Here is a 19,596-nt window from a genome sequence, read left to right on the forward strand (position 1 = left end):
CCGTGTGCGGCGCGGTGTTGTCGGGTCGGTTCGGTAGGGTCTGCGCCGTGACAACGAGCTCTGCAACGATTCGCCGCCCGAAATCCGTAACCGCCCGTCTCGCTGCAGAACTGGAGGTCGCCGAAGGGCAGGTCAGCGCCGCGGTTCGATTGCTGGACGAGGGCGCGACCGTGCCGTTCATCGCCCGCTACCGCAAAGAAGTCACCGGCAGTCTCGACGACGGTCAACTGCGCACCCTCGCCGATCGGCTGACCTACCTGCGCGAGCTCGACGAACGCCGCGACGCGGTGATCACCTCGATCCGCGAGCAGGGCAAGCTGACAGACGCTCTCGCCGACGCGCTGATGGCCGCCGACACCAAGGCCCGCGTCGAGGACATCTATCTTCCCTATAAGCCCAAGCGCAGGACCAAAGCGCAGATCGCGCGCGAAGCCGGGCTCGAACCACTGGCCGATCGGTTGCTCGCCGATCCCACGCTGGCTCCCGAGCAGGTCGCCGCGGAGTTCGTCGGGGCCGCGGTGTCAGACGCCGCCGCAGCGCTCGACGGAGCCCGGCACATCCTCGTCGAGCGGGCCGCCGAGAACGCCGAACTGGTCGGCCAGGTGCGCGAGCAGTTCTGGCAGCACGGCACGGTGCGCACGCGCGCTGCCTCCGACGCCGTTGCGGCGACGCCGAAGGCGCAGAAATTCTCCGACTACTTCGACTTCGCCGAGCCGCTGACCGCGATGCCGTCACACCGGGTGCTCGCGGTTCTGCGCGGCGAGAAAGAAGAGGTGCTCGCACTGACCGTCGACGGCGGCGACGAGGCCGAGTACCAGGCCATGATCGCCCGCGCCCTCGATGTGGACCTGACCGCGGGCTCTGCCGCCACCTCGTGGCTGGCCGGCGTCGTCGGGTTCGCCTGGCGTACGCGGCTGTCGGTGTCGGCATCGGTGGACGCGCGGGTCCGGTTGCGTCTGCGTGCCGAAGCAGACGCGGTCACGGTGTTCGCCCGCAACTTGAAGGACCTGCTGCTCGCCGCCCCGGCCGGCAACCGCACCACACTCGGTCTTGACCCCGGTTTCCGGACGGGGGTCAAGGTGGCCGTCGTCGACGGTACCGGCAAGGTGCTCGAGACCTGCGCCGTGTTCCCGCACCAGCCGCAGAAACAGTGGGACACCGCCAAGGCTTCTCTGGCCGCATTGGTCGCGCGGCACGGTGTCGAGCTGATCGCCATCGGCAACGGCACCGCATCCCGCGAAACCGATGCGCTCGCAACCGAATTGATCGCCGACATCCGGGCAGCCGGTGCGGCGGCACCCACCAAGGCCGTCGTCAGCGAAGCAGGCGCCTCGGTGTACTCGGCGTCGGCCTACGCCGCACACGAGCTGCCCGAACTCGACGTCACGCTGCGCGGAGCGGTGTCCATCGCGCGGCGGCTTCAGGATCCGCTGGCTGAGCTGGTCAAGATCGAACCCAAGTCCATCGGTGTCGGCCAGTACCAGCACGACGTGACCCCCGGCATCCTGGCCCGCAGTCTTGGCGCCGTGGTCGAGGACGCCGTGAACGCGGTCGGCGTGGACGTGAACACGGCCTCGGTACCCCTGCTGGCCCGGGTGTCCGGTATCACCGAGACGCTCGCCGAGTCGATCGTCTCGCACCGGGACCGCACCGGTCCCTTCCGTAGCCGTCGCGCGCTACTGGAGGTTCCGCGTCTCGGCCCCAAAGCGTTCGAGCAGTGCGCCGGCTTCCTCCGGATCCGCGACGGTGAGGATCCGCTCGACAGCTCCGGCGTGCACCCGGAGTCCTACCCGGTGGTGCACCGCATTCTCGATCGGGCAGGGGTGAGTCTGGCCGAGATCATCGGCAATCAGCGTGCGCTGCAATCGGTTCGGCCCACCGAGATCGCCGACGAGCGGTTCGGCGTGCCCACCGTGACCGATATCCTCGCCGAACTCGAGAAGCCCGGCCGCGACCCCCGGCCCGAGTTCACCACGGCGAGTTTCGCCGCGGGCGTGGAGAAGGTGGCCGACCTCAAAGAGGGGATGATCCTCGAAGGTGTGGTGACCAACGTCGCCGCGTTCGGTGCCTTCGTCGATGTCGGAGTGCACCAGGACGGACTGGTCCACGTCTCCGCCATGTCCGATCGCTATGTGTCGGACCCGCACGAGGTGGTGCGCTCGGGCCAGGTGGTCAAGGTGAAGGTGGTCTCCGTCGACGTGGAGCGTCAGCGGATCGGGTTGACTTTGCGGCTCGACGAGAAGACCCGTGCGCCGCGCAAGGAGTCGGGTCCGCGGCAGGCACCGCGGCGTGGGTCCGAGCAGCGGCCGCGACGCGAAGCGGGAACCCAGAAGAAGGGAAGCAGCAGCGCGGGTGGGTCCATGGCGGACGCTCTACGCGCCGCCGGCTTCGGGCGGTGACACCCGCCCGGCTCACTCCGCTCGCTCAGCCGAGATAGACGGGGCCGGCGGGATAGCCGCCGCCCAGCGTGGCGATGTGCACGTGGTTGTAGTGGTTGGCGTTGTCGGAGCCGAGATCGGTCATGCCATGCGGGGCGCCGTGCGTCGGATACATCGTCTGCCGCCAGATCACGTGCGCCACCCCGAGCCGGTCGGCGTTGCTCAACGCGAACGCCACGATGGAGTCGCCGAGAGCGATGCCTTCGGGGGAGCTGTAATCGGGGATCATCACGTCGACCGCCAGGCCGTCGGGATGCCAGCGCAGCGAGTCGGGGCGCACCCCGCCGATGCTCTGGATCTCCGGGAAGATCGCGCTGACTGCTCGGGCCACCAAGATGGTCTTCACCTGCATGCCCGCCTCGGAGCCAACGGTGCCGGGCAGCGCAGCGTCGAGAGTGCGGTGCATCGACCGCGAGCTGGCGAGCCGCAGGCCCTCGTCGGCGGGGATGCTGCGGTACTCCGCGATCGGCGACGCGAGAGCGATGACCGAGGCGCAGCACGGCGCCGTCGCGAGGGGCTCGACGGTGGTTGATTGCGGGGTGCGGATCGAATCCGCGCCGGAGCAGAGCAACGCCAGCGCGGGCACAGCGACGGCAGCCGACGACGCCGCCCACCGAGGACGGCGCTTAGTAGCTAAGCGGTGTCTGCCCACGGGCCTGCACCTTACCGCGCCATCGGGGGTGTCCAGCAAATTCGGCACAGCGCCCGCTCGTCACGGCCGGCGAGCCCGATAGCCGTAAGGGGGCGCGAAATCCCTGGTCACGCGCTCGGCGCGCGAGATCTCGCCGTCGGCGTTAGGCTCCTCGTCGGCGCCTCCTGTGGCCGGTGTAACACCGGTTATGAGTCGCCCGATGAACCACAGACACCGGCTTCGACACCCGAAGGAGATGCCGTGGGCGCAGTTCTGGGGTTGTCGTTGACCAGCACCGAGGTGACCTGGGCGCTGGTGGATGAAGCCGACCGTACTGTCGTCGATCACGACTCACTGGAGCTCGACGCGGGCCCCGATGCCGAGTTCGACACCGATACTGACATCGCGCGCCTCGCCGCCCGCGGTGGCCACGGACTGGCCCGGGCGTGCGGGCTCGACGTCGATCGCCTCCGTCTGGTCTGGACCCCCGATGCAGAAGCGTGCGGGCGGCGGTTGCGCGCCGACCTCAGCACACTCGGGGTGACCGTCGACGCCGTGCCGCTGACGTGCGCGACCCGCGTGCTCATCGCTCCCGACGACAGCGACATGCCGCCCCTGGTGGCACTGGCCTACGGCGCGGCGCTCGCCGACGTCGACCCCGCCGAGGCGATCACCGTCGCGCTGCCCCGGGCGGTCCCGCGCAGGAAGCGACCCACGCGTGTGCTCGCCGCCGCGATGGGGGTGGCTGCTGCGGCCGCCGTCGGCGCGGTCTTCTTGACTGCCGGTTCGGTACCCGACATCCAGCCGGCAGCGGCTGCGGCGGCAGCCACCGCACCCGCCGCCGATCCCGGATGGGTCAGCGTCACCGCACCGGTCGACGCTGCCGCCGAGCCGGCGCGCAAGATCGTCACCGCCCCGTCGCCGTCGTATGCCGCCGCTCCCGTCTATGTCGCCGCGCCCGCTCTTGTAGCGCCGGTCGCTGCGCCCGCGCGGGCGGCTCTGTCTGCGCCGGCGGCGGTCCCGGCCGTCGACGCGCTCCCTGCACCCAATGCGCTTCCCGGCCCCGTGCCTGTGGCGGCTGCAGAGGCGCCGGCGGTCGAATCGCTCCCGCAGGCGGCCGTGGACGCGGCGGCACCGTCGGCCGAACCGCATCTTCCGGTTGCCGCTCAACAGCACCTGCCCGGCGCGGAGCCGCTTCTCGCGCCGCTGCCCGGCCCAGACGCCGAGATCCCTGCGCTGCCCGACCCGGAGATGACAGTTCCGGCGAATGTGTTCACTGCGTTGCCCTGAGGGGTTACCGTCGAGGCCGTGACAGCGGTCCCGCAGATGACACGTGACGACGTCGCCGAGTTGGCTCGTGGCATGAGAGAGCTGGTGCGCGAGCAGGCTGCCGAGTCGGAGCGTCAGCGCACCCTCAGCAGCAGCGTCGTCGACGAGATGTGGTCGACGGGTTTGATGTCGGCGTTCAACCCCGCACCCGCGGGTGGGGTGGAGCCGTCGTTCGCCCAGATGATCGAGACCTGGATCGAAATGGCATGGCAGGACGGCTCTTTCGGCTGGGTGGGGATCGCGAATCTGCCGTCGTCGTTCGCCGCGGCGACCTACCTGCCCGACGACGGCTTCGCCGAGGTGTTCACTGCGCACGACAATCACGTCACGATGGGCGGGCAGTTCTTTCCCAACGGCCAGGGCGTCGCGGTCGACGGTGGGTACCGGCTCACAGGCTCGTGGAGTTTCGGGTCCGGTACCGGGCACGCCGAGTACGTCGCCGCGGGCTTCCTGCCGATGGTCGACGGCGAGATGCAATGGATCAGCGAGGGCGTGCCCGACATGCAGGTGGCGATCGTGCCGCGCGCCGAGGTCGAATTCACCGACGGCTGGCATGTGCAGGGGCTCAAGGCCACCGGGTCCTACGACTACGCCATCAACGACGTGTTCGTACCCCACGGCCGCACGTTCGCGCTGTTCACTCGCGAGCCTCAGCGGGGCACGTCACCCGCGACGCGAATGGGCATGATGCCGGTGACGGCCGCCGGTCATGCCGCGTGGGCGTTGGGGGTGGCCAAGAGCATGCTCGACGATGTCGCCGAGCTGGCCGCCACCAAGTTCCGGATGAGTGACATGGCTGCACTCGCGACGCGACCGACGTTCCAGAAGGGGCTCGCCCGGCACGTCGCCGCGTGGCGGGCGGCCCGACTGCTGGTCCTCGACGCGTTCAGCACCGCGGAGGCGGCGGTCGCGGCGGGTGACGAACTCACGCCCACGATGCGGGCTGACATGCGCGTGGCCGCGGTGCACGCCACCGATACCGCCCGGGAGTGCGCGGAATGGGCGCACCTGGCCGCCGGCACCACGGCAATTCGCGAGGGCAGCCGCCTCGAACGCGCGTTCCGCGACATCTACACAGGCACCCAGCACGCGTTCATCAGCGAGAAGGTCGCGATCGACGCCGCTCAGGTGTGGCTGGGCATCGTCGAGGACCAGTTCGGACTCTGAGTCAGTCTGACTCAGTCGTCGGGTGGGCGTGGTTCGTAGGGTTGGTACCACCACCAGTTCGCGCGTTCGCCGGTGGGACCGGGACAGGGTGCGACCTCTGGTGGTGGTCGGGTGGGTGTGCGGGCCAGGGAGACGGAGGCCAAGGCGCGGCCGGCGGCGTCGGTGACGACGAGCTGGTCGGCGGGGCCGGTGATCGTGATCAGGCCGCGGTGATGTGCCCGATGGTGAAACGGACACACCAGCGCCAGGTTCCACAGCTCGGTGGGTCCGCCGTCCTCCCAGTGCACGAGGTGGTGAGCGTGCAGCCATCGCGTGGCCCCGCAGCCGGGCACCACGCAGCAGCGGTCGCGATGCTCGAGCGCGCGGCGTAGCCGCCGGTTCACCGTGCGGGTCGACCGGCCGGCGCCGATCACCTGCCCGTCGCGACGGAACCACACCTCGCACGTGGCGTCGCAGGTCAGGTAGCGACGGTCACCCTCGGGCAGAACGGGCCCCAGATGCAGCGCGGCCACCTTGTCCGCGACATCGACATGCAGAACGACGGTGGTGCGTTGCCCATGCGGCCGCGCGGAAGCCTCGGCGTCCCAACTCATGTGGACCAGGCGCAGGAATGCCGCCGCCATGCTGGGATCGGTGCCTGCGCATCGGGATCACCGGTATTCCATTCCGCGACAAGGGCGTCGCGATGGGAACCCAGCGCCGCTTCGAATGCCGCATTCTCGACGTGGGGGAGCGCGATTGTCCAGTACGTGTAATGCTCGTCGCCGCGCGAGCTGATCGACGGCGTCGGCCCCGGATCTGGCACGGGCACCGGCTCGTCCTCGTCCTCATGGTTGTCGTCGACGGCGGGCGCGGGCTCGGGTTTGGGTTGCATGCTCAGCGCACTGCGTAATTGGGTGACGGTCGCGCACTGGGCCAGCGTCGCGAAATGATCGTCGGAACCGGGCAGGCCGCGTTCGGCGATGACCCCGACCTGGTCCACCGAGAACCGGCCTTCCCGCAATCCCTCGATGCAGGAGGGGAATTCGTCGTAGCGCGCTGCGATCGCGGCGATCGTGTGCGCTCGCGACGGCGACACTCCGGCCTTCCACGCCAGCCACCCCGCCGTCGACCGCGCTCCGGCGGCCGCCCACAACTCATCGCGATCGATCTCCGCAGCGATCTCGACGATCCGCGCATCGATCGCATTGCGCTGCCCCGTCAGCTCCGCCAACTCCTCGTGCAGCACCGACAACCGTTCGTCTATGGCCAGTGAACTGATCGGGGGCATGCCCTCAACCTGCCCCCGCCATCCGACATCCCGCCGCGCACCGCCCGACCGTCACCGTCCGCCTGTGGATGAAATCGGCTCTGGGGATAAGTTCCATCGTCCGCGAAATCCGAACGATATGTCCGTGAGAATCAGGTGGACCGCAACGGTCGGCGTCCCGTTCAATGCAGACATGACTTCGGAAGGGGCACGCTCGGGCGCCATGATGGCGGTCGGTGCGATGGCCTGCGTGCAGCTCGGCCTGGCGTTCGCCGTGACGTTGATCGACGACATCGGCGTCGAAGGTGTCGCGTGGCTGCGACTGATGTGGGCCGGCGTCCTCCTGCTCGTTCTGGTCCGGCCGCGGTGGGCGGCGTTCACGCGCCGGTCCTTCCTGATGTGCGTGGTCCTCGGCATCGTCACGGCCGGAATCACGTTGCTGTACATGGCTGCTATCGACCGCATTCCCCTCGGGACGGCCAGCGCGCTCGAATTCCTCGGCCCGCTCTCTGTCGCCGTCGCGCGCGGACATGGCCGCGGCCGTCTGCTGTGGCCGGGCCTCGCGGCGGTCGGCGTCGTGCTGTTGACCGAACCGTGGAGCGGCACCGTCGATCAGGTCGGAGTCGCCTACGCACTCGGCTCCGCCGTGTGCTGGGCCGGCTACATCCTGCTCACCCAGAAGGTGGGGGACGAGGTCGCCGGCATCGCCGGTCTAGCGGTGTCGATGCCGGTCGCGGCGTTGTTCGCCACCGCGGTTGTCGGTCCGGCCGTGATCCCCAGGATCGACGCCGACATCCTGCTGCTGGGCCTCGGATTGGCCATCCTTCTTCCTGTGGTGCCCTTCGCCCTCGAGCTGTTGGCACTGCGCCGACTCACCACAGCGGCGTTCGGCACGCTGATGAGCGTCGAACCGGCGTTGGCGATGGTGGTTGGTCTGGTGATCCTGCACCAGGTGCCGGGGCCGCTGAGCGTGTTCGGCATCGCCTTCGTGGTCGCCGCCGGCGCCGGCGCTGCCCGCTCGGGAGCCCGTACGCAACCTGTGCCTCTGGAGGTCGGCTGAGCGGTTACCGTGGCAGTCATGGGTAGAGGAATCTTCGGCTCACCCGTGGTGGGCCTCGTCAACGGCGGCGCGGCTCGCCTGATCCACGCCCCGGTGATCGGTCCGTTGATGCGGCGCAACATGGTGGTGATCAGATACGCCGGGCGGCGTTCGCACCAGACGTTCCAGACGCCGGTCAGCTATCAGCGCTCCGGTGACGACGTCGTCATCCGGGTCATGGCCCCCGACCAGAAGACCTGGTGGCGCAACTTCACCGGCGACGGCGGTTCCATCACGCTGACCGACTTCGACGGCGCCGACCGCACCGGTTACGCAGTGGCGCAGCGTGATGACCGCGGCCGCGTGACGGTGCGGGTGCGTCTCGACGCGAGCTGAGCTCAGGCCTCGAAACGCTTGCGCCGGTACAGGGTTCCGATCGCGAGCAGAACCAGGCTGATCAACAGGATCGCGGTGGCCAGCACGTTGATCTGCGGCGGCACGGCGGCCTTGACCGCGGCGTTGACGTAGAGCGGATAGGTCACCGTCGAGCCGCTGACGAAGTAGGTGATGATGAAGTCGTCGAGCGACAGGGCGAACGACAGCATCGCCGCTGCGATGATGCCGGGCACGATCAACGGCAGGGTGACCTTGAAGAACGTGCGTGCTGGGCTCGCGCCCAGATCGAGCGACGCGTCTTCGAGCGTCCAGTCGAAGCCTCGCACGCGTGCCCGCACGGTCATCGCGATGAAGCTGACCTCGAAAGCGATGTGCGACAACAGGATCGTGGTGTACCCGGCGGCCCAGCCCAGATCGAGGAACAGCGTGAGCAGCGCCGCGCCCATCACGACCTCGGGGGCGGTCAGCGGCAGAACCAGGAAGGTGTCGACCGCGCCCTGGCCGCGCCAGCGCTGGCGTACGAGAGCGATCGCGACCAGCGTGCCCAGGACCAGCGCGACAGCCGTCGACACCGCGGCCACATTGAGGCTGAGCTTGAGCGCTTCGGTCAGCGGCGGGTATTTGAACGGATGTGCCCAGTTGTTCAGCGTGAAGCCCTGCCAGCTGTAGTTGAACTTGCCGGCCGGCTTGTTGAACGAGAACAGGATGATCACGAAGATCGGCAGGAACAGATAGAGCAGCACCAGACCTGCCACGATCCGCAGCAGCAGGTCGCCGACATTGCGCCGTGCCTTCACCTTTTTCGCGGTGGGCGTCTTCTGCGCCGCGGTGGCGACCGCGGCGCCGGCCTGGGTCGTCATACCAGGTCCTCCGTCCCCAGCGCCCGGGTGTAGAGCAACACACCGACGAGGATCAGCACCATCAGGCCAAGGCTCAGTGCCGCCGCCGCCGGGTAGTCCTTGACCACCAGGAACTGCTTCTGGATGACGTTGCCGATCATCGTGGTCTGAGTGCTACCCAGGTAGTCGGCGTTGATGAAGTCGCCGACCGCGGGAATGAAGACGAGCATGCTGCCCGCCAGCACGCCCGGCATCGACAGCGGCAGGATGACCTTGCCGAAGCTGCGCCCGGCCGAGGAGTAGAGGTCCCTGGACGCCTCGAGCAGCCGTGGGTCGATCTTCTCCAGGCTGACGTAGAGCGGCAGGATCATGAAGATGATCCAGTTGTAGGTCAGGCCGCCGATCACCGCCCAACTCGTCGAGAGCAGTCGTCCTTCGTCGGGCAGCAGACCCACCGCGCCGAGCGCGCTGACCACCCAGCCTTCGTCGGCGAGGATCGTCTTCCACGCGATGGTCCGGATCAGGAACGTCACGAAGAACGGCAGGATCACCAATCCCAGCAGCAGATTCTTGTAGCGGCCTGCCTTGAACGCGATGACGTACGCCAGCGGGAACGCCAGCAAAAGACACAGGATCGTCGCGGCGAACGCATAGCCGAACGATCGGAAGATCTGATCCTTGTACAACACGAACGCGTCGGTGAAGTTGCCGAAGTTCCAAGCGAATTCGAGCGTCGGCATGAACACCGAGCCGCCTGTGGTGGACAGCGAGGTGCGGGCCAGAGAGAAGAACGGCACCACGAAGAACACCGCGAGATACACGAGCGCGGGCAAGACCATGAGGTAGGGAGCGATCTTGCTCCGCTGCCTGCTGCTGCTGGCTACACCGGCCATCGGCTCAGCCGCCGGTGACGGCGGCGTAGGCGGTGTTGTACTCCTGCGTCTGCTCGTCGGTCAGCGGAGCCCAACCCTTCGACTTGTCCAGCGTCTCCTTCGACGGGTTGATCAGCGGGTTCTTCGCCGCGGCCGGATCGACCTTCTCCAACTCTTCGGTCATGTCCGACAGCACCGGCACGTACTGGACGAAGGCGACCAGCTTGGCGTAGTTGGCCCGGTCGTAGACGTAGTTGATCCACGCCTCGGCGGCCTTCTGGTTCTGGGTGGTGTAGGGGATCACCATCGTGTCGACGAATGTGGTGGCGCCGGATTCCGGAACCACGAACTGCAGGTCCGGATTGTCTGCCTGCAGCTGCACCACGTCGCCCGAATACGCTTGTGCGACAGCGATGTTGCCGGCAGCGAGGTCGTCGGCGTAGTCGTTGCCGGTGAATCGGCGGATCTGGCCCTTATCGTTCTGTTCGCGCACCAGGTCGATCGCCTTCGTCACGCTGTCGGTGCTGGGGTTCTCCGGTGAATTGCCTTGCGAGAGCATGATCATGCCCAGTGCATCCTGCGAATCGGAGAAGAGACTGACCCGGCCCTTGAACGCCGGGTCCCACAGGTCATTGATGGACGTGATGTCCCGGCCCGTGGCCGCGCGGTTGTAGGCCAATCCGACGAGCCCCGACATGTAGGGCGCGGTGAACTTGCGGCCCGGGTCGACGCTGGCTTCCAGCAGGTCGGGGCGGATGTTCTTCTTGTTCGGCACGCCCTCGTCGCTGATGTCGTTGAGCCAGCCGAGTTGATGCAGACGCGTTGCCATGAACGACGTCGGCACCGCGAGATCGCAGCCGATGTCCTGCTTGCGCGACAGCGGTTCCTTGACCTTGGCGAACCACTGCTCGTTGTCGTTGAAGTCTTCCTTGTAGTCGACCGTGATGCCCGAGGCCGTCTGGAATGCGGCGACGAAGCCGTCGGCCATGTACAGCGGCCAGTTCGAGACGCGCAGTGTGCCACTGGCCGGGCCGCTGTCCTGCGTGCTCGAACTGGCGGTGTTGCTGTCGGATCCGCCGCAAGCGGCCAGAACGGTCGAGCCGAGGCCCAACGCCGCGGCAGCTGCTGCGCTGCCGCCGAGGAAACGGCGGCGCGACGTACGGCTGGCGGTCAGACGGGCGATCATGCGGGTGTCGAACTCGGGGGACATGGCGAGGCGTACCTTTCGTCGGGTCCAGAGAAGGGGTGGGGTCGAAACGGGTGGGTCGGCCCGCGGGACGATCACGAGTCGTCGAGCATCTCCTCGAGATCCTCGGTGGTGGGGATGTCGTCGCCGGGCAACACCAGCGACGCCTCAGGTGCCCAGCCCACATAGACCTCGTCACCGGGGCGCAGCATCGGCAGGTTCTGCTCGGGCCCGACGTGGGCGATCACCGTGGACTGATCGGGCGCAGCCAGCGAGAGTCGCACCACCGGTCCCTGGAAGGTCAGATCGGTCACCGTCGCGCGGACGGACGCCACGTCGCCGGCCGGGGCCTCCATCGATACCCGAACGCGTTCGGGACGCACCATCAGCGTGGCGTGACCACCGGATTCGATCGTCGTGTCGCCGGGCCGGGCCTTGAGTGTCGAACCCAGGACATCGATCTCGACGAAATCGCGATTGGCGCGGCCCGTCTGCCGTCCTGCCCAGAGGTTGGCCTGGCCGATGAAGCTGGCCACGAAGACCGTCGAGGGGCGGTCGTAGATCTCGGTCGGAGAGCCGATCTGGTCGACGTTGCCGGCGTTCATGACCGCGATGCGGTCACTCATCGTCAGCGCCTCTTCCTGGTCGTGGGTGACGTAGATGAACGTGATGCCGACTTCGCGCTGGATCCGTTTCAGCTCGAACTGCATCGCGTGGCGCAGCTTGAGGTCCAGAGCGCCCAGCGGTTCGTCGAGCAACAGCGCGCTGGGGTAGTTGACCAACGCCCGCGCGAGCGCGACGCGCTGCTGCTGCCCACCCGACAACTGGGCGGGCTTGCGCTCGGCGAAGTCGGTCAGCCGGACGATCTCGAGCAGTTCGTCGACGCGCTTGCGGACTTCCTGCTTGTCCTTCTTCGTGCTGCGCGGTCCGTACGCCACGTTGTCCCACACCGTCATGTGCGGGAACAGCGCGTAGTGCTGGAAGACGGTGTTGACGTTGCGCTTGTTCGGCGGCGTCTTCGACACGTCGCGGCCCTCCAGGCGGATCGCGCCCTGGGTCGGTGTCTCGAATCCCGCGATCATCCTCAACGTCGTCGTCTTGCCGCAGCCGGAGGGGCCCAGCATGGAGAAGAACTCGCCCTGGGCGATGGTGAAGTCAGCCTCGGAGACGGCGACGTAGTCGCCGAAGCGTTTCGTCACGTGGTCGATCTCGATCACGGGGCCGGTCTTGGCGCGGGCCGCGTCGCGTCCCGCGGACCCTGACGTCTGGTCTGCTGCGGTGGTGTGTGTGCCGGTCAGCGCGGATCCTCCTCGAACGTCGGCCGTCGTGGCCGTAGTAAACCTTCGCGGATCACGCCGCCGTTGGCAACCGTTTCCGCAACGAATTTACATTCTTACAATGGAATCCTTCGCCCAAACCGCCCTCAGTTGCGAGAATCGGCGAGATTCTGGTTCCGCCAGACGCGGAGCACCCGCGCCTGGCCGGAGGCTCTCCGGCCGGCGGACTTCGTTATCTGTACGAGTCTGCCGCTCGGCTGTGGTCTTCGTCGCCGTTTACCAGACGGAGTCGGCGGGGTAGTGAAACGCCATGGCCACAGTCGACGTATCCGTGACCTCGGATCTGAGCCCCGCACAGGCATGGACCCTGGCGTCAGACCTCAAGCGATTCGACCAGTGGCTGACGATCTTCGGTGGCTGGAAGAGTCCGGTGCCCGACGAGATCGGGGTCGACACCCAGGTCTCCTCGCTGATCAAGGTCAAAGGATTCCGCAACATCATCCACTGGCGGGTGACGCGATACGACGAGCCCAAGGCGATCGAGTTGATGGGGAACGGACGCGGTGGCGTCAGCATCGGGCTGAGTCTGACCGTCGAACCCCACGACGCCGCCGGAACGCAGGGTTCGTCGTTCCGCGTGGTGGCCGATCTGTCCGGCGGCCTACTGAACACCCCGGTCGGAAGCGTCGTCGCCCGGGTGATCAAGGGCGACGTGAAGCGTTCGGTGTGCAACCTCGCCGAGCTGAGCTGAGGAGTTCCGCCCAGAGTCAGGGGCTAGCCCCACTCGTGGTTCATCGCCCGAGTCTCGAAGCGCGCGTCCGGTGCGGGTGACGTCCGCGGCCGCGAGGCGGCGATCAACACCATCGCGAGCAGTGCGGTGACCGCACCCGCCGCGAAGATCACGACGAAGCTGCTCTCCAGCGGTACACCAGCCGCGTCGGTACGGCCCAGCAGCACGGCGACCACCGCCGCCGCGGTGGAGCTGCCGACGGTGCGCGCGATCGCGTTCATGCCCGTCGCCACGCCCGTTTCGCCGGCGTCACTGTCGCCGACGACCAACGCGGGCAGCGCGCCGTAGCCGAGACTGATGTAGCCGTTGGCCAGCACGCTTGCGATGATCACCTGCCAGGGCGTGGAGTGCACGAAGGCCGCCAACACGAATCCGACGATGCCGGCGACTGCGGCGACGACCAACACCGGTCGGGCCCCGAACCGATCGATGAACCGGCCACTGACCAAGGCGACGACGAAGCCGGTGACGGCTCCGGGTAACAGGTAGACCACGCTCGCTTGCAGCACCGTGGCACCGAATCCGTAGCCGTCCGGACCGCCGGGCATCTGGACGAACTGGGTGAGGCCGAGGAACGCGAAGTACAGGCCCATGCCAACGAACACCGTGGCCACGTTGGTCAGCAGCATCGAGCGCCGGGCCAGCATCCGGGTCGACACCAGAGGCTGGCTCACCCGTCGCTCCCACTGCCACCAACCCACGAGCACGATCACGCCCCCGGCCAGGCAGGCCACTGTCCGCGGCGAGCCCCACCCCCACGAATGCCCTTGTGTGATGGACAGCAGCACAGCCGACAGGCCCACCGCGAGGCCCAGCGCGCCGACCCAGTCGATCGTGCCTGCGGCGGAACGGGGTCGGTCGGGCACGACAGCGATCACGATCGCGAGGACGAGCACGCTGAAGCCGGTCGTCAGCCAGAACACGCGGTGATATCCGGCGTCGCCGTTCATCAGCAGGCCCACCACGACCAGGCCTGCACCACCGCCGAACCCCAGCGTGCCCGACAGGACGGCCATCGCTGATCCGATGCGATCCTCGGGAAGCTCCTCGCGCAGGATCGCGATGCTGATCGGATACAGGGCGAACGAGGCCGCCTGTAGGACGCGCGCCAGGACGAGCAGTGGCAGCGACGTCGTCGTCGCCGCCAGCAGAGAGCCGGCGAGGACCACAGCGAGCACCGTGAGGAGTACGTGTTTCTTGCGGTGGAGGTCGGCGAGGCGGCCGATCAGCGGTGTGGCCGCGGCCGCGGCGAGCAGGTTCGCGGTGACGACCCAGCTGACCGCGACCGTGGATGCGCCCAACTGGTCGGCGATCACCCCCAGCACCGGCACCACCGCGGTCTGCAACACCGCGACGGTCAGGACGACGACGCTGAGTCCGACGACGAGCAGACGGGGCGCACTGTTGGCCACGCCCCCTCCGATCGTTAGCACGTCTTGGTTCGTGGTCGATTATGGACTCTCGCCCCACGAGGTCGGCAACCCGGGCCGCTGCGGTCGAGGCATCCGTGATCGAATGTGGCCATGGCTCAGGGAAGCTCGCCGCAGGTCCGATCCGCCGCGCTGACCGGGCCGGTCTTCACCGGCCATCGACCGTCGGGCGCCGGCGATCTGTCGATGGAAACCCACGGCATCGCGCCCATTCCGACCGATCAGCGCTACGGCGGTCCCGGCCGGCTCTTCACGGTGTGGTTCGCGCCCCAGGTGAACATGACCGGAGTCTTCACCGGCACGCTCGCCATCGCACTCGGCCTCGGATTCTGGCTCGGCATGCTCGCGATGCTGATCGGAACTCTGCTCGGGTCCCTCGTCGTCGGCTACCTATCCACCTGGGGCCCGCGGACCGGTGCCGGTCAGATGCCGAACGCCCGGATGGCTTTCGGCGGGACGGTCGTCGTTCCGGCTGCGCTGCAATGGATTTCATCCATTGCGTGGGACGCGCTGGTCGGCTTGTTCGGCGGCGAGGCGTTGTCGGTGCTGCTCGGGATTCCGTTCTGGGCGGCGGTGCTGATCGTGCTCGGGGTACAGGGTGTCGTCGGCGTCTTCGGCTACGAGTTGATCCACCGGTTGCAGGCCGTGCTGACGGTGGTGCTGTTCCTGACGTTCGTCGTGTTCACGATCAAGCTGATCGGCGGTCATGACATCGTGGCGCCGGCCACCGCGGCGGGGCCGGACCTGGTCGCCGCGTTCGTCCTCGAGGTGACGATCGCGTTCAGCCTGGCGGTGTCGTGGGCGACCTACGCCGCCGATTTCAGTCGCTATCTGCCCGCCGATGTCTCGCGCGCCAAGGTGTTCGCGTTCACCACGGCCGGACTTTTGCTCGCCTATGCGTTCGTGCAGGGCATCGGGATCGCCGCGGCCGAGCTGGTGGGTGAGCAGACCGCCGAGGGAGTGCGCGCGGTGATGGGCGGGGGAGCGTTGGGAGCGGTGGCGCTGCTGGTGATCGCGATCGCATCCATCGGGTCCGGGGTGATGAACGACTACAGCGGGTCGCTGGCCCTGCAGACGGTCGGCGTCCGGGTGCGCCGGCCGATCTCCGCGGTGATCGTCACCGTGCTCGCCTTCGCTCTGATCCTGTGGCTGCACGCCGCGGACACCGCGCAACGCTTCACCGATGTCCTGCTGCTCGTCAGTTACTGGATCCCGGCTTTCGTCGTGGTGCTGGTGATCGACTGGCGGCGGCGAATGGCTGGGCGCGACACCGTCGATCCGGCCGAGGAGTCGACGAACCGGCGCGACGCGGCCGCGGCGCTGATCGTGTTCGTGCTCGCCTACGTCATCGCGGTGCCGTTCATGAACACCACGCTGATCCAGGGGCCGATCGCGACAGCCTGGCACGGCGCCGACATCGCCTACTTCGTCAACGCGGCGGCAGCGGCCGTGCTCTACGGCGGCTACCGAATCGTCACCGGGCGAGGTGCTGCGCTTCGGTAGCGTCGGTGGAGGTAGACCGCCGCCGAGAAAAGGATCCAGATGCCCTCGAAGACCCTCGCCACAACCGCCGGTGCAGCGCTCGCCACTGCCGTCGTCGGCGGGCTGGCCAGCAGGCCCGCCCAGTCACCGTGGTACACGCGCCTGAAGAAGCCGTCATTTCAGCCTCCGCGACAAGCGTTCCCGATCGTGTGGCCGATCCTCTACACCGACATCGCGGTGGTGTCGGCCTCGACGATCGACACTCTCGAGGAGCAGGGCCGCCACGACGAAGCACGCGCCTACACCCGAGCGTTGGCGGCCAATCTGGTGCTGAACGCCGGGTGGAGTTGGATCTTCTTCAACCAGCGCCGACTGGGCAGCGCCGCGGTCGCGGCGGCGGCATTGGCGGTCAGCAGTACAGATCTGGCCCGCCGGGCCGCGTCGGTACAGCCTGCCGCCGGTGCGGCGCTGGCCCCCTATCCGCTCTGGTGCGCCTTCGCGACGGCGTTGTCGGGCCGCATCTGGCAGCTCAACCGCTAACGGCGGCTCAGTTCCACGTCCCGCCGATGGGCCGACACCGATCGGTCGGCGTCGACCGACGCCAGGATCTCTCCGCTGCGGATCGCGATGTTCGACAGCAGCGACGAGGTCAGCCCGTGGGTGTGTTCGGTGTTGCCCTGCACGTAGAGCCCGCCTGCGGTGGGCGGCTCGGTGACGAGCCGGTAATCACGCGAGACCGCGGGACGCCCGTCGTGATAGATAAGATCTGCGTGAAGGGGGCCCAGGATCGCACCGAGCGCGGCGGGGAGGAAGCCGGTCGCGTAGATGACTGCGTCGCAATCGATTCGGTCGATCCGGCCGGTCGGGTGGTGCCGGATGTCCACGGAGATGCCGTCGTCGTGTTCGTCGGTGCCGCACACGCTGGACGCGCCGCGCAAGTACAGCCGCCGTGGTCCGGTGACACGTTCCGCGTACTCCCGGGCGTAGAGATCCTCGATCAGCGGCATGTCGACAGCGGAGTAGTTGGTGCTGCGGTGGTAGTCGAGCAGTTGGCGCCGGACCGGCGGGCTGGCGGTGTAGAAGTCGTCGACGGCGTCGGGATCGAACACGCGGTTGGCGAACGGGCTGTCGTCGGCGGGACTGTAGCCGTACTTGGCGAAGACGCCGTGCACCTCGACGGAGTCGATGTCGTGCAGGTAGGCGCACACCTCGGCTGCGCTCTGCCCGGCGCCGACGACGACGAACCGGTTGTGGCGTCTGGTCGGTAGGCGGTCGAGGTCGTGAAGGAAGTTGTGGTTGTGGATCTTTCGCGCCGACGGCGTGACATCGGGCGGCAGCTGGGGGTGGAGCCCGCCGGCGATCACCACGTTGCGGGCCCGCAGCATCCCGGCGCGCGCGCCCGTCACCTCGACCTCGAAGAACTCACCGGCGTCACGCACCGCCGTGACGCGTGACCCGTAGCGCACGGGCGCCGCGACCTTGTCGGCCGCCCAGCGCAGATAGTCGTGGAACTCCACGCGCGTCGGGAAGAACGTCTTGTAGTTGATGAACTCGGTGAGGCGACCCCGGTCTGTCAGGTAGTTCAGAAAGGTGAACTCACTGGTCGGGTTGCGCTGGGTAGCGAGATCCTTGAGGAACGAGATCTGCATGGTGGCGCCCGGAATCAGCATGCCGGTGTGCCAACCGAACTCCGTCTTCGCTTCCACGAACTGGGCCGTCAGCGGCACCGCGGCGGTGTCGTTGTGTTCGCGCAGCGCGATGGCCAGCGCGAGGTTGGACGGGCCGAAGCCGACGCCCACGAGGTCGAGCACCTGCTCGGCCGACGGTTGCTCGAACGTCGTCATCACGCTCCTGCCATCTGGTCGAGCGCGCCGGGGACGGGTTCGGACGGGTCCGTTCCCAGGCCGACGATGTGGTTGGCGGTGTCGACGTGAACGACCGCACTGCGGTGACGCTCCAGGTCGGACTGCGCGACACCGACGAACGACATGATGATCACCAGGTTGCCCGGAGAAATCAGATGTGCTGCGGCACCGTTGATTCCGATGATGCCCGAGCCGGGCCTGCCGGTGATGGCGTAGGTGACCAGCCGTGCGCCCGAGGTGACGTCGACGACGTGCACCTGCTCGCCGTCGATGATTCCCGCGGCGGACATCAGGTCCGCGTCGATGGTGATCGAACCCACGTAGTGCAGGTCGGCCTGGGTGACCGTCGCCCTGTGGATCTTGCCTCCGAGCATTGTGCGCAGCATTCCACCTCCAATTGTCAAGATAAGGCTAGCCTATGTTTACCGATCTGCAAGACCTACGTCTGTGTGGATATGACGCCAAAACTGTTGGCGGCCAACGCGGCCGAACGCCGACCGGCGCACGGGGACGGCAAAGCCACGCCACCAGCGGCTAGTAACTTATGCGAGCCTAAGCTAATCTGCTCGCGCGAACTATACCGAACGAAAGGGACATCAGCGTGACCGAGCAGCAACATCGAGGGCGCCACAGAGGGCGTGCCGCGGCGACCGTACTGGCAGCGTTGCTGCTCATCGCCGGGCTGGTGGGGTGTGGGTCGTCGTCGACGACCGAGACACCGCAGGCGCAGACGGTGACGATCGCCCACAAATTCGGCGAGACGAAGGTTCCTGCCGACCCGAAGCGCGTCGTGACCGTCGGCTGGACCGATCAGGACTTCGTGCTGCCCTTCGGGGTGATTCCCGTCAGCACGCGGGAGTTCTTCACCGAGTACAACGGCTACCCCTGGGTCAAGGCGGAGACCGACGGCAAGGGCGTCACCACCTGGGGTGCCGACACGATCGACTTCGAAGCCATTGCCGCACAGAAGCCGGACGTGATCTTCGCGATCTACGAGACGATCGACCGCCAGACCTATGACCGGTTGTCGTCGATCGCGCCGACCGTGATCCAGTCCGGCGACTACGCCGACGAGGAGACGCCGTGGGATGTCCAGCTGCTCACCACCGGCACCGCGCTCGGGAAGAAGGACCAGGCGGAGAAGCTCGTCGCCGAGGTCAAGGGCAAGATCGCCGACGCGCGGACCGCTCACCCCGAATTCGAGGGGAAGACCCTTGTCGTGGACTTCGGGCCGGAGAACGGCGGGCACTACCTGCTTCCCGAAAACGACCCTCGCCGTTCGCTGTTCACCGCTCTGGGCTTCAAGACCCAGGACGTCCATGGTGATGTCAGCGAGGAACGGCTCGACCTGCTCGACCGCGACGTCTTGTTCGTCAACGGCGCCACGCAGGAGCAGATGATGTCGTCTCCCGCGTTCTCCCGGCTGGGTGTGGTCCGCGACGGGCGCACGCTGTACACCACATTCGAGTCGAACCTCAGCGGTGCACTGACCTACAGCGGCCCCCAGGCGCTGATGTACGCGCTCGACGTGCTCACCCCGCAGTTGGCCAATGCCCTTGCGGGACGGCCGGTCGCGGACCTCGCCAACGCCTGACCGCAGCCCCGA

The 19,596-nt window shown here is 67.6% G+C and carries 17 protein-coding genes and 1 pseudogene; 9 read left to right on the forward strand and 9 right to left on the reverse strand.

The window, feature by feature from the left end; all coding sequences use genetic code 11:
- The first annotated feature begins 47 nt into the window (after positions 1–47).
- Entirely contained in the window at positions 48–2,399 is a 2,352-nt protein-coding gene (locus PGN37_RS06185) for a Tex family protein (protein ID WP_335330148.1), read from the forward strand.
- A gap of 25 nt (positions 2,400–2,424) precedes the next feature.
- Here PGN37_RS06185 and PGN37_RS06190 read toward each other — a convergent pair whose 3' ends face one another.
- Entirely contained in the window at positions 2,425–3,090 is a 666-nt protein-coding gene (locus tag PGN37_RS06190) for a hypothetical protein (RefSeq protein ID WP_335330149.1), read from the reverse strand.
- 240 nt (positions 3,091–3,330) lie between these two features.
- Here PGN37_RS06190 and PGN37_RS06195 point away from each other — a divergent pair, with 240 nt between their 5' ends.
- Positions 3,331–4,359 (forward strand): hypothetical protein, encoded by a 1,029-nt coding sequence (locus PGN37_RS06195; protein ID WP_335330150.1) that lies wholly within the window; start codon positions 3,331–3,333, stop codon positions 4,357–4,359.
- Positions 4,360–4,395: 36 nt separating this feature from the next.
- The gene (locus PGN37_RS06200) at positions 4,396–5,565 is read left to right on the forward strand and encodes an acyl-CoA dehydrogenase family protein (RefSeq protein WP_442932871.1); all 1,170 of its coding nucleotides are present in this window, start codon (positions 4,396–4,398) and stop codon (positions 5,563–5,565) included.
- Positions 5,566–5,576: 11 nt separating this feature from the next.
- On the opposite strand, the pseudogene PGN37_RS06205 reads toward PGN37_RS06200, so the two are convergent.
- Positions 5,577–6,835, reverse strand: a pseudogene (locus tag PGN37_RS06205) (DUF222 domain-containing protein).
- 172 nt (positions 6,836–7,007) lie between these two features.
- Between PGN37_RS06205 and PGN37_RS06210 the strand changes: the two are divergent.
- Entirely contained in the window at positions 7,008–7,874 is an 867-nt protein-coding gene (locus PGN37_RS06210; protein WP_335330152.1) for an EamA family transporter, read from the forward strand.
- Positions 7,875–7,892: 18 nt separating this feature from the next.
- Positions 7,893–8,249, forward strand: a complete 357-nt coding sequence (locus PGN37_RS06215; RefSeq protein WP_335330153.1) for a hypothetical protein — start codon at positions 7,893–7,895, stop codon at positions 8,247–8,249.
- 2 nt (positions 8,250–8,251) lie between these two features.
- Here PGN37_RS06215 and PGN37_RS06220 read toward each other — a convergent pair whose 3' ends face one another.
- The 4 genes from PGN37_RS06220 to PGN37_RS06235 all read right to left on the reverse strand — a co-directional run bounded on the left by PGN37_RS06220 (position 8,252) and on the right by PGN37_RS06235 (position 12,363).
- The gene (locus PGN37_RS06220; protein ID WP_335330154.1) at positions 8,252–9,109 is read right to left on the reverse strand and encodes an ABC transporter permease; all 858 of its coding nucleotides are present in this window, start codon (positions 9,107–9,109) and stop codon (positions 8,252–8,254) included.
- On the reverse strand, positions 9,106–9,981 hold the full coding sequence (locus PGN37_RS06225) for an ABC transporter permease (RefSeq protein ID WP_335330155.1): 876 nt from the start codon (positions 9,979–9,981) through the stop codon (positions 9,106–9,108). Before PGN37_RS06225 ends, PGN37_RS06220 begins: the two co-directional genes overlap by 4 nt.
- A 4-nt stretch (positions 9,982–9,985) precedes the next feature.
- Complete coding sequence (locus PGN37_RS06230) at positions 9,986–11,170, reverse strand: polyamine ABC transporter substrate-binding protein (RefSeq protein WP_335330156.1); 1,185 nt, start codon at positions 11,168–11,170, stop codon at positions 9,986–9,988.
- Positions 11,171–11,241: 71 nt separating this feature from the next.
- Positions 11,242–12,363, reverse strand: coding sequence for an ABC transporter ATP-binding protein (locus PGN37_RS06235; RefSeq protein ID WP_335330157.1), 1,122 nt, complete (start codon positions 12,361–12,363; stop codon positions 11,242–11,244).
- A 370-nt stretch (positions 12,364–12,733) separates the two neighbouring features.
- Here PGN37_RS06235 and PGN37_RS06240 point away from each other — a divergent pair, with 370 nt between their 5' ends.
- Positions 12,734–13,174: a type II toxin-antitoxin system Rv0910 family toxin gene (locus tag PGN37_RS06240; RefSeq protein WP_335330158.1), complete on the forward strand. Its 441-nt coding sequence runs from the start codon at positions 12,734–12,736 to the stop codon at positions 13,172–13,174.
- A gap of 23 nt (positions 13,175–13,197) precedes the next feature.
- Here PGN37_RS06240 and PGN37_RS06245 read toward each other — a convergent pair whose 3' ends face one another.
- Positions 13,198–14,625 carry an MFS transporter gene (locus tag PGN37_RS06245; RefSeq protein WP_335330159.1) on the reverse strand — a complete coding sequence of 476 codons (1,428 nt, stop codon included), beginning with the start codon at positions 14,623–14,625 and terminating at the stop codon, positions 13,198–13,200.
- 111 nt (positions 14,626–14,736) lie between these two features.
- Here PGN37_RS06245 and PGN37_RS06250 point away from each other — a divergent pair, with 111 nt between their 5' ends.
- On the forward strand, positions 14,737–16,146 hold the full coding sequence (locus PGN37_RS06250) for a purine-cytosine permease family protein (RefSeq protein ID WP_335330160.1): 1,410 nt from the start codon (positions 14,737–14,739) through the stop codon (positions 16,144–16,146).
- A gap of 39 nt (positions 16,147–16,185) precedes the next feature.
- Complete coding sequence (locus tag PGN37_RS06255) at positions 16,186–16,665, forward strand: TspO/MBR family protein (RefSeq protein ID WP_335330161.1); 480 nt, start codon at positions 16,186–16,188, stop codon at positions 16,663–16,665.
- Here PGN37_RS06255 and PGN37_RS06260 read toward each other — a convergent pair.
- Together PGN37_RS06260 and panD are read right to left on the reverse strand one after the other, a co-directional pair.
- A complete protein-coding gene (locus PGN37_RS06260; RefSeq protein ID WP_335330162.1) occupies positions 16,662–17,969 on the reverse strand; it encodes a lysine N(6)-hydroxylase/L-ornithine N(5)-oxygenase family protein in 1,308 nt (435 codons plus the stop codon). The genes PGN37_RS06255 and PGN37_RS06260 overlap by 4 nt on opposite strands.
- Entirely contained in the window at positions 17,969–18,376 is a 408-nt protein-coding gene (gene panD / locus PGN37_RS06265; RefSeq protein ID WP_335330163.1) for an aspartate 1-decarboxylase, read from the reverse strand. The genes PGN37_RS06260 and panD overlap by 1 nt, the downstream gene beginning before the upstream one ends.
- A 215-nt stretch (positions 18,377–18,591) precedes the next feature.
- Here panD and PGN37_RS06270 point away from each other — a divergent pair, with 215 nt between their 5' ends.
- Entirely contained in the window at positions 18,592–19,584 is a 993-nt protein-coding gene (locus PGN37_RS06270) for an iron-siderophore ABC transporter substrate-binding protein (protein ID WP_335330164.1), read from the forward strand.
- Positions 19,585–19,596: the final 12 nt, after the last annotated feature.

Source organism: Mycobacterium kyogaense (genome assembly GCF_036946525.1).
GTDB lineage: Bacteria > Actinomycetota > Actinomycetes > Mycobacteriales > Mycobacteriaceae > Mycobacterium > Mycobacterium kyogaense_A.

What these genes read in the sequence shown, in the direction of transcription:
- PGN37_RS06200 (WP_442932871.1), top strand. Translation starts at nt 4,396, where the DNA reads ATGACACGTGACGACGTCGCCGAGTTGGCTCGTGGCATGAGAGAGCTG.
- PGN37_RS06210 (WP_335330152.1), top strand. Translation starts at nt 7,008, where the DNA reads ATGACTTCGGAAGGGGCACGCTCGGGCGCCATGATGGCGGTCGGTGCG.
- PGN37_RS06215 (WP_335330153.1), top strand. Translation starts at nt 7,893, where the DNA reads ATGGGTAGAGGAATCTTCGGCTCACCCGTGGTGGGCCTCGTCAACGGC.
- PGN37_RS06220 (WP_335330154.1), bottom strand. Translation starts at nt 9,109, where the DNA reads ATGACGACCCAGGCCGGCGCCGCGGTCGCCACCGCGGCGCAGAAGACG.
- PGN37_RS06225 (WP_335330155.1), bottom strand. Translation starts at nt 9,981, where the DNA reads ATGGCCGGTGTAGCCAGCAGCAGCAGGCAGCGGAGCAAGATCGCTCCC.
- PGN37_RS06230 (WP_335330156.1), bottom strand. Translation starts at nt 11,170, where the DNA reads ATGTCCCCCGAGTTCGACACCCGCATGATCGCCCGTCTGACCGCCAGC.
- PGN37_RS06240 (WP_335330158.1), top strand. Translation starts at nt 12,734, where the DNA reads ATGGCCACAGTCGACGTATCCGTGACCTCGGATCTGAGCCCCGCACAG.
- PGN37_RS06250 (WP_335330160.1), top strand. Translation starts at nt 14,737, where the DNA reads ATGGCTCAGGGAAGCTCGCCGCAGGTCCGATCCGCCGCGCTGACCGGG.
- PGN37_RS06255 (WP_335330161.1), top strand. Translation starts at nt 16,186, where the DNA reads ATGCCCTCGAAGACCCTCGCCACAACCGCCGGTGCAGCGCTCGCCACT.
- PGN37_RS06260 (WP_335330162.1), bottom strand. Translation starts at nt 17,969, where the DNA reads ATGACGACGTTCGAGCAACCGTCGGCCGAGCAGGTGCTCGACCTCGTG.
- panD (WP_335330163.1), bottom strand. Translation starts at nt 18,376, where the DNA reads ATGCTGCGCACAATGCTCGGAGGCAAGATCCACAGGGCGACGGTCACC.